Raw genomic sequence first — 13,647 nt, 5'->3', positions numbered from 1 at the left:
AGAATGGCTGATTCTAAGAACCCTCCAATGTTCAGTTTTTTCAAGAAAAAGCCCACCCCCGAGTCCGCCCCCACACCGGAGGCCGCCGCACCTGTAGTGGCCCCGCTGGCACCTGCTGCAACGCCTGCCACGCCTCCTGGTACACCGCCGGCCCCATTGCCCGGGTTCGCGCCGGTCCCGCCCACCGTCGCCACGCCCTCGCCCGCCCCATGGGCTCCCGCTCCAGCGCCCATGCCATCGGTGGTCCCCCCCGCCCTGCCTGCTGCACCCGTTGTGCCCGCCCCCGCGCCAGCTCCCTCTGCGTTTGGCTGGCTGCGCAACCCGTTTGGCAGCAAGCCGCCCGAGCCAGCGGTGCCTGCGCCCGTGGCAACGCCGATTTCTGTTGCCGCTCCTGCTCCGCTGACGCCTGCGCCCACGCAGTTAGCCCCCACGCCCCAGCCCGTGGTGCGCCCGTCGCCTGCCAGCTTCACCCCGCCACCTGCGCCCGTAGCGTCTTCGCCTGTCCCGGCAGCCCCGGCGCCCCTCGCTGTTCAAGTCCCGACGCCCGCGATTCCCGAACCCGTGGCCGAACGCAAGGGCTGGCTGGATCGCCTGAAGGCCGGCCTGCGCAAGACGGGCAGCAGCATCACCACGGTATTCACCGGCACGCAGATCGACGATGCGCTGTATGAAGAGCTGGAAGAAGCGCTGCTCATGGCCGACACGGGCGTCAAGGCCACCACCCACCTGCTGGCCGACCTCAAGCGCCGCGTGAAGGAGGCCAAGGCCACCGACCCCGCCGCCGTCAAGGGCCTGCTGGCCGATGCGCTGACCGACCTGCTGCGCCCCCTCGAAAAAGCCCTGGTCATCGGCGAGCACACCCCTACGGTGATCATGGTGGCGGGCGTCAACGGCGCGGGCAAGACCACCTCCATCGGAAAACTCACCAAACACCTCGCTGGCGAAGGCGCGGCCGTGCTGCTGGCGGCGGCCGACACCTTCCGCGCGGCAGCGCGCGAGCAGCTCGGTGTCTGGGCCGACCGCAACACGGTCGAAATCGTGAGCCAGGAAGGCGGCGACCCGGCCGCCGTGAGCTTTGACGCGGTGACCGCCGGCAAGGCGCGCGGCAAGGACGTGGTGCTGGTGGACACCGCCGGGCGCCTGCCCACGCAGCTGCACCTGATGGAAGAGCTGCGAAAGATTCGCCGCGTGGTGACCAAGGCCGACGCCACGGCCCCGCACGAGGTGCTGCTGGTGATCGACGGCAACACCGGCCAGAACGCGCTGGCCCAGGTGCGGGCGTTTGATGATGCGCTGCAGCTCACCGGCCTCATCGTGACCAAGCTCGATGGCACCGCCAAGGGCGGCGTGCTGGCTGCCATCGCGCAGGAGCGTCCGATCCCGGTGTATTTCATCGGCGTGGGCGAAAAGCTCGAAGACCTGGAAACCTTCAACGCGCGAGAGTTTGCGCAGGCGCTGCTGACCTGAGAACCTGTTCAAAGAGCGCCCGCCCGCTTCCGACAGTAATCCATGGCCCCCTCGGGGCCATTTTCACGTTTACGAACGGCAGCAATTCCCCCATGATGGGCTTTCCCCAGGAAAGGCACGGACGCCCATGTTCATTGAGCTGGTCAAAGGTGTTGCCTTGCTGTTGGCGCTGTGCTTTTTGCATGGGTTCAACATCCGCCTGTGGCGCCAGCATCCCCGCACCGGGCAGGTGTTCTCCGGCATCCTCTTTGGCACCATCTGCGTGGTGGGCATGCTCACACCGGTGGTGCTGATGCCGGGTGTGATCTTTGACGCGCGCTCGGTGGTGCTCAGCATGGCGGGCCTGTTCGGTGGCCCGCTGGTGGCCTGCATCGCTGCCGCCATGGCCGCCACGGGTCGCCTGTGGCTGGGCGGCGCGGGGGCGGAGGTGGGCCTGATGGTGATTGCGCTGTGCACTGCGCTGGGCCTGGTCTACCGCGAGGGCCGCGCACGCGGACGCCTGGGGGTGGAGCCTGTGACGCTGGCACTGTTCGGCCTGCTGGTGCACACCGCCGTCCTGGCGGTGTTCCAGCTGCTTCCCGCCGAGGTCGTCCAGCGCGTCAACCAGACGCTGGCCCTGCCCTTTCTGCTGACCTTCACGCCCGCCACGGTGGTGCTGGGCCTGCTGCTGCAGGATGTGGAAGAACGCCTGGCCACCGAACGCGCACTGCACGGCACGGCGGCACGGCTGCGGGCCATTGCCCAGGCCATTCCCGACGTGCTGCTCGTGCTGGATGCCCAGGGGCGCTATGTGGAAGTGCTCTCGCCCGACGACGCCCCGCTGGCAGCCAGCCCGCCCCATCTGGTGGGCAAGCGGATGCACGACGTGCTGCCGGCAGAGCAGGCCGACATGTTTCTGGAGCTGATCCGCAATACCTTGCTGTCGGGCCAGACGCAGAGCGTGGAATACGAGATGCAGACGCTGTCGGGCACGCGGCAATTTGAAGGGCGCGCCCAGCCCCTGGGCGTGAGGGTGGGGGGCCAGGCGGCCGTGGTCTTCCTGGCGCGGGACATCACCAAGCGCAAACGTGCAGAGAGTGCGCTGCGCGAGTCGGAGCTTCGCTTTCGCTCGCTGCTGCGCAACATCCCGTCCATCTCGGTGCAGGGCTATCTTGCAGACGGCACCACCAGCTACTGGAACCAGGCGTCCGAACAGCTGTATGGCTACACGGCCGAGGAAGCGCTGGGCAGCAACCTGCTCGACCTCATCATCCCGCCACCCATGTGGGACGCTGTGCGTGAGCACGTGCGCCACATGTTCGCCACGGGCGAGGTGATTCCGGCGGGCGAGCTGCAGCTGCGGCGCAAGGACGGCACGCCCGTGCATGTCTTCTCGAGCCACGCCTATATCCAGGTGCCCGGCCACCCACCAGAAATGTTCTGCATCGACATCGACATCTCAGGCCGCAAGGCCGCCGAGGACGAAGCACGGTACCTGGCCTTCTACGATGCCCTCACGCAGCTGCCCAACCGCCGCCTGCTGGTAGACCGGCTGCAGCAGGTGCTGGCCAACAGTGCCCGATCGGGGCTGACCACCGCCGTGCTGTTTGTGGACCTGGACAATTTCAAGACCCTGAACGACACCCGAGGCCATGAGGTGGGCGACTTGCTGCTGAAGGAGGTGGCGCTGCGCCTGCGCGGCTGCGTGCGCGAGCAGGACACCGTGGCGCGCCTGGGCGGTGACGAGTTTGTGGTGGTGCTGCAGAACCTCAGCAATGACCCTCCGGAAGCCGCAGCCCAGGCGCGCACGCTGGGCGAGTTGATCCTGGCCCAGCTGCGCCAACCCTATGAACTGGCCGGGCACGAACACCACTTCACCGCCAGCATCGGGGTGACGCTGCTGCGCGACCCCCGCGATTCGGTGGACGAGGTGCTCAAACAAGCCGACATGGCCATGTACCGCGCCAAGGACGCGGGCCGCAACACCCTGCGCTTTTTTGACCCCGACATGCAGCAGGCCGTGAACCGCCGCGCACTGCTGGAAACCGAACTGCACAACGGCCTGCGGCAGTCGCAGTTTCTGCTGCTGTACCAACCCCAGGTAGACCACCGGGGGCGGGTGACCGGCGCCGAGGCGCTGGTGCGCTGGCAACATCCCGTGCAAGGCATGGTCCCGCCGTCTGAGTTCATCCCCCTGGCTGAAGAATCCGGCCTGATTCTGCCTCTGGGCCACTGGGTGATGGAAACTGCCATGCGCCAACAGGCCCGATGGCGCCAGAACCCACCGTTGGCCCACCTGAGCCTGGCCATCAACGTGAGTGCGCGCCAGTTCCTGCAGGAAGACTTCGTGGTGCAGGTGCTCGCCCTGCTGCAACGCACCGGAGCCGACCCGGCGCACATCAAGCTGGAACTGACGGAAAGCCTGCTGCTGGACAACGTGGACAGCGTGATCGCCACCATGCGCGCACTCAAGGCCCAGGGTCTGGGCTTTTCGCTGGACGACTTTGGCACCGGCTATTCGTCCTTGAGCTACCTCAAGCGCCTGCCGCTGGACCAGATCAAGATCGACCAGGGCTTTGTCCGCGATGTGCTGCTGGACCCGAATGACGCGGCCATCGCGCGCTCGATCATCGCGCTGGCTGGCAGCCTGGGCCTGGACGTGATCGCCGAGGGGGTCGAAACAGCAGCACACCACCAGTTTCTGCTGGCGCATGGCTGCAAGGCATTTCAGGGCTATCTGTTTGGCAGGCCGATGGTGCTGGAAGATTTTGAAGGGGTGGCACTGGAGGCATTGGGTCCAGCGGGTGCCCCTGGCGGATGACCTCGCGCCGGTGTCGGGATTGCTTTCAAGTTGCCGCCCAGAAGTGCCGATAACCAAGGGCCACGCCAGCCAGCCCCGGGCCGAGCCTCCGTGGAAACCATGGAGGTGCCCCATGAAAATCGAGTCGTCCACCCTGCAGATGCAGGCCCAGCATGCCGCCACGCGCATGCACAGCCAGACGAGCCGCCTGGAAATGTGGGTGGGTGACCGCCCCACCGGCACATCCCCCGCCCGCCCGGCCCCACCGTTGCAGATATCCCATGCAGCCCGCCTGGCCCATGCCGCCCATGCTACCCATGCCGCTGCAGCCTCGGTCGAACCGCTGCCGGAGCGCGACCCCGACGAAGGCCTGACGCCCCAGCTCGCCATGATCCGCGACCTGATCGAACGCATGACCGGGGTGCTCGTCCGCATTTATGCCGGGCCGCAGTCCACCGACGCGCCCGCGGCCACCCCGCCCACTCCGGCCCCAGCGAACAGCACGGCAGCAGCCCCCCGCCCGCGAGCGGGCTTTGGCGTGATTTATGAACAGCGCGAGGTGCTGGAAGAAACCGAGCGTACGCAGTTTGCGGCGGCGGGCACCGTGCGCACCGCCGATGGCCAGGAGATCCGGTTCACGCTGCAGTTGGACATGCAGCGCAGCTACCGCGAGGAATCCTCGGTCAGCCTGCGGCTGGGCGACGCTGTGGCGGTAGACCCGCTGGTCGTCAACTTCGACGGCACCGCCGCCCAATTGCAAAACCTGCGCTTTGCCTTCGACCTGGACGGCGACGGGCAGACCGAACAGGTACCCTTGCTCGCTGGCAACCGGGGCTACCTGGCGCTGGACACCAACCAGAACGCACGCATCGACAACGGCCTGGAACTCTTCGGGCCCGACACGGGCAACGGCTTTTCAGAGCTGGCCCGGCATGACAGCGATGGCAATGGCTGGATCGACGAGGCCGACCCGGTCTTCGAACAGCTGCGCGTGTGGACCCCGAACGCGGATGGCACGGGCAGGCTGCAAACCCTGGAGGAACTGGGCGTGGGGGCAATACAGCTTGGAGCCCAGGCAACGCCCTTCGCCCTGCGCACGGCGGACAACGGCAGCCTGGGCGCCGTGCGCTCCACCAGCATCTACCTGCGAGAGAACGGCAGCGCAGGCACCGTGCAGCAAATCGACCTGAACGTATAGACCGAAAGCCAAGGGGCCGCTGGCGGCCCCCCCTCGGTCAGAGGGCCCGAAAAACCCGGGTGACGCCCAGCGATCAGGCCAGCACCGTGGCGCGGGCCACCTGTGCATCCACCCAGTCGGCATATTCTGCAGAGCCCTGCTGCGCGTGCACCACCAATTGCGGCAGCGCATAGGGATGCTGTGCCCGCAGCAAGCCCAACAGCGGCTGCAGCGCACGGGGCACGGTCTTGCAGACCAGCCGGAGTTCGCGGTCCTCCTGCAAGGCGCCCTGCCAGCGGAAGTAAGCCGTGATGGGCTCCACCTGCACACAGGCTGCCAGCCGCGCCTGCAAGACCAGCTGTGCCAGCCGCCGCGCTTCCGCCTCGGTGGCCACCGTGGTGGTGACAACAAGAATGTCACAAAGGGCAGTCGGCTCGGTCATGCGCGTCTCCCGAAGGCGTTGGGCGATGCAGTCTGCCATAGCGGGGGGTGCAATGCCAGCGGGGGAGAAAATTGCTGGATCATGAACAGACTGTTCCAAAAGTCGCACCAATCGCAAAGCGGGGCACCAAAGTGCCGGAACCACCGACACCGCCAGGACTCCGACAACAGGAAGTCAAGTGCATTGCGTCTTCGAAATATGCAAAAAACACCTTTTAAATCAACATGTTAATTCAATAATTTGCAAATAGTCCGCCTGAATCCCGGCAGTTGTCGATATGCGCTGAGTGTTGTACTGCCGAATTCGAGAAATCAACGACTTGGAACAACACCAAGGGCCTACCTTTGTACTTTTTATTCCTTCAGTGTTGTACTTTCCCGGGCGTTTCTCACTGAGTCTTGTATTTTTTCCAGTCGGGCCGTTCGGTACGCAGTCAGCTCGGGATCTTTCTACTCGGCGCCGCGCCTAAACGCTTGACGCGAAGGGCAGCGATTTGGCCATGCGGCGGCTTCAGGCTGGTTGCAGCCACTCGGCTTCCGTCGATCGGAAGACAGCTACCGACTCGAATCGGTCGTTAGCACGACTTGAAGTTCACGGTGCTTCCTCGATCGGATTCCCACCGATATGCCGATGTATCTGCCAATAGGCTTCGGATTTGAGGCTCGACGGCGTCTAGATTAGTTGGGTCGATTAATTTGGGCCAGCTAGCTCGTGCGTTTGGTCGAGATAGACTGTTTTTGCTGTAGAGCACAGTTTGATGATCGCGAAGCGTACTCGCAATTTCGCATCACTTTGCGGATGAAAATGGCCTGAAGCTTACGCAACAGGCCATCCCAGACACCTTAAATGTTTGCTAGTACTGCCGAAGCAGCCAGCGCGAGGATGAAGGCAGTCAGTGGATCGAACGTCACGCAAAGCGCTCCGAACAAAGAACCGAAAGCCGACAACTTCACAGCAAAGGCCGCTGGGCTATTTTTCGAGTTAGGCATAAGCCCTCCCTTCAAATGTGCACCGGTCTTCATAGAGTCGGCAGGTGCGCCCAGACTACGTTGCCATTTTCCAGTTATTCGCTTTCGCTTTTCAGTCAAGAACGGTAGCAACGACCCGACTGATATGAAAATTATAGCCATCACTTGCCGGGCACTCCAACATACACCGCTGAAGTAATCGCCGTCCATGTGGCTCAGACCGCTCGTATCCTTAGGTCCTTTGGCGTACACCCCCGCGTCACTTTCGATGTGAAATGACAGCCGGATGATGGAGGCTTGCGGCGTATACCGCTTAAGACAGCACGAGAAGTCGATCCGGGAACACTCTACTTACGCTATTGCCCCGCTAGAGGTGCAATAAGCAACGGTGCTGTCAGTCCCCCCACGGAGACTATTGCGGGAGCCTTTCGTAGCCACCTTGCCATGGTCAATGCGTTATAGCCATTGCCGAACGATTCGATAAGAAAGATGTGCGACTGCCCATTCCTGTCCTGGACAGGAATCTCTGTTGTACCAAGAGGGCCGGTCGTTTTACCGACGCAGTAGCCGGACATCCAGTTCCAAACATCCATGTCAGTGACCCCTGGGAACTGCGTCTCAAACGTCTTTGATCGGATGAAATACTCGACGACCGGTTTGCCATCTCGCGGGCGTCGGGGATGCTCCCCAATTGCAGCGAACATGAGCTCGTCGCTCTGCTCTACACAGCGCCAAAGAGTACTCGTGATAGTGTTGCCGAAGTGTTTTGCGATTTCTCGCACCCGCCCCACGCTCATGGGGCCTGACAGCCGACAGTGCGTGAAGGCTTCGTTTGGAAAGAGAAGCCGCCCGCCGCCGTAGTTTGCCTCGGCCTCAATGCGTTCGTGGCATCCCTGCGAAAGCGTGCTCCGATTGTCGCCAAGCGTATAGTCAGCGTGCCATGGAATCAAACTATGCGCGATTTCATGCGTTTCATACCAGCGCTTTTTAAGTTCGGGAACACTTTGGTCGACAAAGATCCGCTTACGATCTGGCAAAAATAGGGCACTTAGGTTGAACGTCCTGACGGCTTCCACGAGTAAACCTGGTCGCGCGATCACTTGTTTTGCTCCGACGGTTAACTTATGAACAACCTCGTCGAGCAGCCCAGGATCATCAAGACGGTAGTACTTCAGATCCAATCTCAAGGCCTCCCGCACATCTCGCAGATCAATAGCACCATCTTTGTAGCCAAGCTCGAGATGCACTCGGTCAACCACCTTGTCGATGTCGCGGATCGTCCTCGCGTCCAGGAAAATGTTGTTCATCTCGTAGGCTCTCCCCCTTGAGACAATACCTCAACGAGTGCGCGGATCAACTCATACTGATCATCAGATACAGCATCGGTCCCCTTTGACTTTGCGACATAGCGAACAACGCCATCGTTTGCCGCAATTTTTAGGCGATGGTTGGCTAGTTCCGCAAACTTGACTCTCGAGAAGTGACAGGCATCCGCCAATTGCCCAACCGTTCGCGGAGTCGGGTCATAGTGAGTTTGGGTTTCGAGTGCATTGATTTCGGACTCATCCACGTCGGCAAGGTCAGCTAACTCGGATCTAGACCAACCTCGTTGCTCTCTGACGTATCTAACGACTTGGCCCAACTCAGTCGGCACCCTGGCAAGAACTGAAGGGGTAACTGTCCGCTGCTGTACATCCTTCTTAAATTGTTCCAAGGATGTACCTCCCGCGCCGACGTTCGCGTCATCGTCTTGCTGGAGTTTGTGTTCTAGCCATTCGCGTGAAATTTGTAATTTCATAGTGTGCTCCTGCCAATGAACTCGCTAGCAGCTTGCGAGCTGAGTTCGTAGTATTTGAGGCCCTCCTTTTCGAGGTCTACGCCGAGGCACTGAAAACCTTGCCTTTCGTAAAATTTTTCTGCTTGGGGCAGTGAGTGAAGGCCGATCCGGCCTTTGAATTCATTGTCAATGCTCATTTGGATCGCCGCGTGCAGCATCACCAATCCGACACCCGAAAAGCGCGGCATTGCATCGAGAGCCCGGAGATTCCAAGGCGCTGTGGCCAAGTAGACGACATACACCAAGGGCTTGTCGACTTGTTGTGGCAACTTGCCGAAATGGCCGTCAGTCTGAACCAACATCAGCCCTTGCGTTTCATTCGCGTATTCGATGGCGAGGGTTGGGCATGACAACAGATGGGCAGATTCTTTGATCTTCTCGCCCCATTCCCAATGTCCGTGCTCAAGATGCGAAATCGCTCGCCCTTCGGCCACGGCGCGAACCGTTTCGGCTGCCAGATGTGCCTTCCAGTTGCTGTCTACCTTGAGTCCGTATCCTGCATCAACACGCTCATGGAGCACGGCATCAACAATGCTGCCATCAGCGGCTTTCAGAGGGACAAGATGGTGCTCACTCACAACACGACCACTTCCTTCTTCTCCTTGGCCATCTCGTCCTCGAAAAAGAGTTTCTCTCCCTGTTTCAAACGAGCGTTCACCAGTTGATAGAGGCGTAGCGCCTGGCGAAGGACAGCCGTCTTGCTCAAATCTTTCTCTTCGCACAGTGCCTCCAGTACAGCCATCTCAGGCTCAGTCAAGTTGAGGGTCATCGTTCGCTTGGCATTCACAGGGATCTCCAGATGTTGCAGAAATGATACCGCCTTTTTAGCTAGTGGACAATGCAAAAACAATTGCTTTTTGGCTAATTTATAGCTATATTTCATCCCATCTTCTTGAAAGGATGAGACCTATGGAATCCACCACACATGACTCGTCGGAGAAGCGTCCTCGCGTCATTCCAATCTTTATTGATGACGTTAAGTACGACTTGCCTGCAAGCCCGTGCACCGGGGCACAACTACGTGCCTTGGTTCCTGTTCCGGCAGATCGGGACCTTTGGCTAGAGGTCCCTGGCCCCAGGGATGACGAGCTGATCCATCCAGAGGCAACCTACGAAGTCAAGCCTGGCTCGCATTTCTACACAGCACCGAGCACTATCAACCCAGGGGGGAAGTGACATGGAACTGCCTGCGCGCGATGTGAAGTTTCTGAATGAGCGGGGCTTGGATTGGGAGCTGCTACCCGATCCTCAGGGTGCTGCATGCCTCATCGTGAAGAATTTCAGCGTAGCAGCAGGTGGCTTCACGCCAGCGGCTACCGAACTCATGATTAGGATCCCTCCTCAGTACCCCATGACACCGCTGGACATGTGGTACTGCGATCCACCAATTCGCTTGGTAGCAAGCGGTCAGTTTGCGCCTGCATCGGAAGTGATGGAGTCCCATCTCGCGCGGTCCTGGCAACGCTTCTCTCGACACCTCAATGGTGGATGGCGACCTGGAGTCGATAGCCTACGGTCCTACTTCACGCTTATTCAACGCGAGTTGCAAGGAGCCGCAAGATCATGACTGCAACGCGAATCGTGATGCTTGAATCTCAGCTCGAAGAGTTGCGACAAAAGCTCTTCGACCGGCCAGGCGTTGAAGGTGCCGCCTTTCTCTTGTGTGGGCAATCCGTTTCCCAAGGCACTGTGAAGCTCATCGTTCATGCGGTGCTTCCAGTCGCCGACGAGGACTACCTACGGCGAGAGCGGTATGGTTTAACTATCGCATCGCCAGCGCTAACGCGCGTTGCTAAGCTCGCCCGATACGAAGAACTAAGCGTCGTTTTCGCGCACTCGCACCCCGAGGGAGTGTCTGATTTTTCGGAGCAAGATGATCGAGAAGAAGCACGACTGCTGCCTTTTCTTCAGGCGCGCGTCCCAGGGCGAATTCATGGCACTCTAGTCCTGACGGAACACCATATTCAAGGGCGTATGTACATGCCGGATCAGGTGGCGGTCGACGAGGTCATTGTTGTTGGTGACCGCATTCGAAGTTGGACGCCCAACGCTGGGGACGCCGTAGAGCCGTTCTTTGACCGGCAGGTGAGGGCCTTCGGGCCAGATATTCAGCGTCTTTTAGGACGACTCCGAATCGGTATTGTCGGAGTGGGCGGCACGGGGTCTCCTGTTGCTGAGCAACTCTACCGCCTCGGTGTTGGGAGCCTATGGCTTTTCGACGGAGATAGATTTGCGGAGACCAATGTCAACCGGGTCTATGGTTCGTCCTTGCAAGACGACGGGAGGTTGAAGGTTGAGATGCTCAAGGAGCACCTCGACAAGATCGGGCTCAACACCATTGTGGAAGCGATTCCAAGGCACATCAGCCATGAAAAAACAGCGCGGCGTTTAAGAGAGTGTGACGTTGTGTTTGGATGCACTGATAAGGAATTGCCAAGAGCAATCCTAGTGCAGCTAGCAAATCGGTACTCCACCCCTGTCTTCGACCTTGGAGTTCTTGTCGACTCTAAAGATGGGTGCATTTCTGGTGTCCACGGCCGCGTTACGACATTGTTGCCTGGTGAGGCCTGTCTCTTTTGTCGAGGGCGTATCACAGCAGAAGCCATCCGTATTGAAGCGCTTTCGGACGAAGATCGGCAGCGCCAAGTGCGGGATGGCTACGCGCCTGAACTTGACGAACCCGCGCCTGCCGTGATCGCTTTTACTTCCGCGACAGCAAGCGCCGCCGTGATGGAGCTTCTGCACCGCTTGACTGGCTTCATGGGAAGCGAACGACAATCTTCTGAAGTATTGCTTGCACTTGACCAGTCTCGATTGCGCACCAATCGGATTAAACCGCGAGATGGCTGCGTTTGCGATGACCACTCATTCTGGGGCCGAGGTGATACTGAGCCATTTCTCGAAATGGTATGGCCTACTGACACCAAATGACCCGACCATTTCGGAGCCAGAAGTGAGCACCGCAACTTGTTGCATCGACGGACGGATGGACAGAGAAGCTGGTTTTAGAAAGGATCTTCACTTCCCACCTCGGCGAGTGGCTCGACATTAGGTTTAGGGCGATCTGTTGCCCACAGCCACAGGGACACAGCATCAGAAGCCACTTCGCTCGCTCTCCGCTTTGGACCAGAGCTGCAACTCCTGGACGTGAAGCTGCGGCCGTCGCTGAGCGGCGGTCTTCAAAAGTTTGAAGGACAAACGCTTGCTCTTCAGGTCTCTTGGCAGCCTCTGATCCGCTGCCCAACCCAAACCATCCAGCAACGATTTGCAGTATGCGTCTCAACATTTGCCGTCCATTAGGTTATCGATAGGCGTATTGAAACACTGACATCAAATGATGTAGTGAGGAACGACAACCCCACGGAACAAGCCGCATCCGATGACAGATTGAAGCACCTCTGCAATCTCCAGCAATGAAGTGCATTCCGCCCCCGAAAGGTGCAAATCGCCAATAGCTACATCGATTTTGAGTAGGATCATGGTTGCAATCAAACGTCCGCTTCTGACTGTCTGGGGGTCTTCAGGCGACACGGGATGATCGACCGCAACCGCTGCAGACCTGCCGATGACAGCGAAGAGAGCACCCGCTTAAGGCTGGTCGAGGACATTCGAGTTCGCTTCTCCAAAGGGCTGCTTGGCTTCCAAGCTGTCGTTCGCCGGGTTAGAAGGCGTGCTGGTTCAAGCGTGGCGGCATCCAGCGGATCGCAGCTGGCTGCCCACTCGAAGCTGGGCAAGGCCAATTCGCCATTCCTCTCAAGCGCTCCCACAGTCGGCGCACAGCGATGCGCCGGCCGCCCAGCACGATCTGGCTGGCGGTGCTACCGCCGGGCACCGCACGCCGCCCGGCATCCGGCACGCCCTTGAGGCCGCACAGCGCAACACGGTCAGCCTGCATCAAGGCGGCCAGCACCTTCTGGCCCGCCTCGGTGCACAGGCCCAGCAAGGAATGGCGCACGTTGCGCAGCACGCCCTGCAGAGGCCATCAGGCAACGAGATATACACTTCAGCAGTCGGCGGCGCCCGCAGTGCGGGCTTCGTGCGAGACTTCATCTCGGTGGCGCTCTTCTTTGCTTGCTAGGCCCTGGATGCGCTCATCCAGGCGAAAGGAACAGCCACCTTTAGCTCACGCGTTCAACAGACTGCGGGACATCGCCCAACAGGGCATAAGTAGGATATTGGTCAGAAGAAGCCACGGGTACTGCGCTCAAGCTCCTGCACTTGGTGAGGAAGCGCGGCATCGAGGTAGTGGCCTGACCGCGTCAAGGGGGGACTAAGAGATGTCGTCTTTATCGCCAGTCGCTGGTGGGCGCGCTACCCAGGCTGGAATGAGTTTTCAGGCCGGTGTTAGCGTATGGTTCGCTGCTCATCTGCTCAGCCGGACACCCATCGGTACTCGGTTCGGGCAGAGAAGAGACGCCGTAGCAGAGCGTCTTCAGTTCGAGACGGGCCGGAATCTCGATGACATCGAAGTTCAACTCTCAGATGGAAGTCTGCTCAGTATCCAGTGCAAAACCAGCGTAGCGCTTGTTAGCGCCAGTGCAATCGTGATCAGCAGTGCCAGTCGAACATTGACCAGGGGCTAGAGCTGGTTCCATTTGAAGCCAGCTGTGGATAACTATAGGGTGGATGCTTCGGTAGGTCCTCCTTTCTTTGAAGTCGTGGTCAGTATGGCCGAGCCATCAGGCGAGGCCCTTTCCTCCGCGGTCTCGCTAACCTGGGCCGCTGCTGCCTTCTTGGTCTGCTCACGGGCCTTGATGCGCCCCTTGGCTTCGTGCGTGCTGTGGCGGAAGCGGTAGGACTCGTTGCCCGTCTCGATGATGTGGCAGTGATGGGTCAAGCGATCCAGCAACGCAGTGGTCATCTTGGCATCGCCGAACACCGTGGACCACTCCGCGAACGTCAGGTTGGTGGTGATCATCACGCTGGTGTGCTCGTACAGCTTGGACAGCAGGTGGAACAACAAGGCGCCACCGGCCT

At 60.2% G+C, this 13,647-nt stretch carries 13 protein-coding genes; 5 read left to right on the top strand and 8 right to left on the bottom strand.

All coding sequences use genetic code 11. The annotated features are described in order from the left end of the window. The first annotated feature begins 27 nt into the window (after window positions 1-27). From ftsY to ARADN35_RS0113860, 3 genes are all read left to right on the top strand, one after another. On the top strand, window positions 28-1,467 hold the full coding sequence (gene ftsY / locus ARADN35_RS0113870) for a signal recognition particle-docking protein FtsY (RefSeq protein ID WP_373404746.1): 1,440 nt from the start codon (window positions 28-30) through the stop codon (window positions 1,465-1,467). Window positions 1,468-1,594: 127 nt separating this feature from the next. Further along, window positions 1,595-4,267: an EAL domain-containing protein gene (locus ARADN35_RS0113865; RefSeq protein ID WP_010463120.1), complete on the top strand. Its 2,673-nt coding sequence runs from the start codon at window positions 1,595-1,597 to the stop codon at window positions 4,265-4,267. A 112-nt stretch (window positions 4,268-4,379) separates the two neighbouring features. Beyond that, the gene (locus tag ARADN35_RS0113860; protein ID WP_010463118.1) at window positions 4,380-5,444 is read left to right on the top strand and encodes a hypothetical protein; all 1,065 of its coding nucleotides are present in this window, start codon (window positions 4,380-4,382) and stop codon (window positions 5,442-5,444) included. A 73-nt stretch (window positions 5,445-5,517) separates the two neighbouring features. Here the strand turns inward: ARADN35_RS0113860 and cutA are convergent, their stop codons facing one another. The 5 genes from cutA to ARADN35_RS0113835 all read right to left on the bottom strand — a co-directional run bounded on the left by cutA (window position 5,518) and on the right by ARADN35_RS0113835 (window position 9,553). Further along, a complete protein-coding gene (cutA, locus tag ARADN35_RS0113855; RefSeq protein ID WP_010463116.1) occupies window positions 5,518-5,865 on the bottom strand; it encodes a divalent-cation tolerance protein CutA in 348 nt (115 codons plus the stop codon). Window positions 5,866-7,189: 1,324 nt separating this feature from the next. After that, window positions 7,190-8,140: an ImmA/IrrE family metallo-endopeptidase gene (locus ARADN35_RS0113850; protein WP_010463114.1), complete on the bottom strand. Its 951-nt coding sequence runs from the start codon at window positions 8,138-8,140 to the stop codon at window positions 7,190-7,192. After that, window positions 8,137-8,631, bottom strand: coding sequence for a helix-turn-helix domain-containing protein (locus ARADN35_RS27355; protein ID WP_035197867.1), 495 nt, complete (start codon window positions 8,629-8,631; stop codon window positions 8,137-8,139). Before ARADN35_RS27355 ends, ARADN35_RS0113850 begins: the two co-directional genes overlap by 4 nt. After that, window positions 8,628-9,248, bottom strand: a complete 621-nt coding sequence (locus tag ARADN35_RS0113840) for a GNAT family N-acetyltransferase (protein ID WP_010463111.1) — start codon at window positions 9,246-9,248, stop codon at window positions 8,628-8,630. Before ARADN35_RS0113840 ends, ARADN35_RS27355 begins: the two co-directional genes overlap by 4 nt. After that, complete coding sequence (locus tag ARADN35_RS0113835; protein ID WP_010463109.1) at window positions 9,245-9,553, bottom strand: hypothetical protein; 309 nt, start codon at window positions 9,551-9,553, stop codon at window positions 9,245-9,247. Before ARADN35_RS0113835 ends, ARADN35_RS0113840 begins: the two co-directional genes overlap by 4 nt. Window positions 9,554-9,847: 294 nt before the next feature. Here ARADN35_RS0113835 and ARADN35_RS28805 point away from each other — a divergent pair, with 294 nt between their 5' ends. After that, complete coding sequence (locus ARADN35_RS28805) at window positions 9,848-10,237, top strand: E2/UBC family protein (protein WP_081474636.1); 390 nt, start codon at window positions 9,848-9,850, stop codon at window positions 10,235-10,237. After that, window positions 10,234-11,601 carry a ThiF family adenylyltransferase gene (locus ARADN35_RS0113830; protein WP_010463108.1) on the top strand — a complete coding sequence of 456 codons (1,368 nt, stop codon included), beginning with the start codon at window positions 10,234-10,236 and terminating at the stop codon, window positions 11,599-11,601. Before ARADN35_RS28805 ends, ARADN35_RS0113830 begins: the two co-directional genes overlap by 4 nt. Here the strand turns inward: ARADN35_RS0113830 and ARADN35_RS28800 are convergent. From ARADN35_RS28800 to ARADN35_RS0113820, 3 genes are all read right to left on the bottom strand, one after another. Continuing rightward, the gene (locus ARADN35_RS28800; protein WP_482746710.1) at window positions 11,585-11,764 is read right to left on the bottom strand and encodes a ubiquitination-like system serine protease family protein; all 180 of its coding nucleotides are present in this window, start codon (window positions 11,762-11,764) and stop codon (window positions 11,585-11,587) included. The two genes, ARADN35_RS0113830 and ARADN35_RS28800, sit on opposite strands and share 17 nt — an antisense overlap. A gap of 567 nt (window positions 11,765-12,331) precedes the next feature. Further along, window positions 12,332-12,625 (bottom strand): hypothetical protein, encoded by a 294-nt coding sequence (locus tag ARADN35_RS0113825; protein ID WP_139019197.1) that lies wholly within the window; start codon window positions 12,623-12,625, stop codon window positions 12,332-12,334. A gap of 660 nt (window positions 12,626-13,285) precedes the next feature. Further along, window positions 13,286-13,647: ATP-binding protein (locus ARADN35_RS0113820; protein ID WP_010463103.1), on the bottom strand; the 362-nt coding region annotated here is incomplete at its 5' end.

Origin of the sequence: Acidovorax radicis N35 (assembly GCF_000204195.1) — a bacterium.
Lineage (GTDB): Bacteria > Pseudomonadota > Gammaproteobacteria > Burkholderiales > Burkholderiaceae_C > Acidovorax > Acidovorax radicis.
This window is presented reverse-complemented; position numbering and strand designations above follow the sequence as displayed.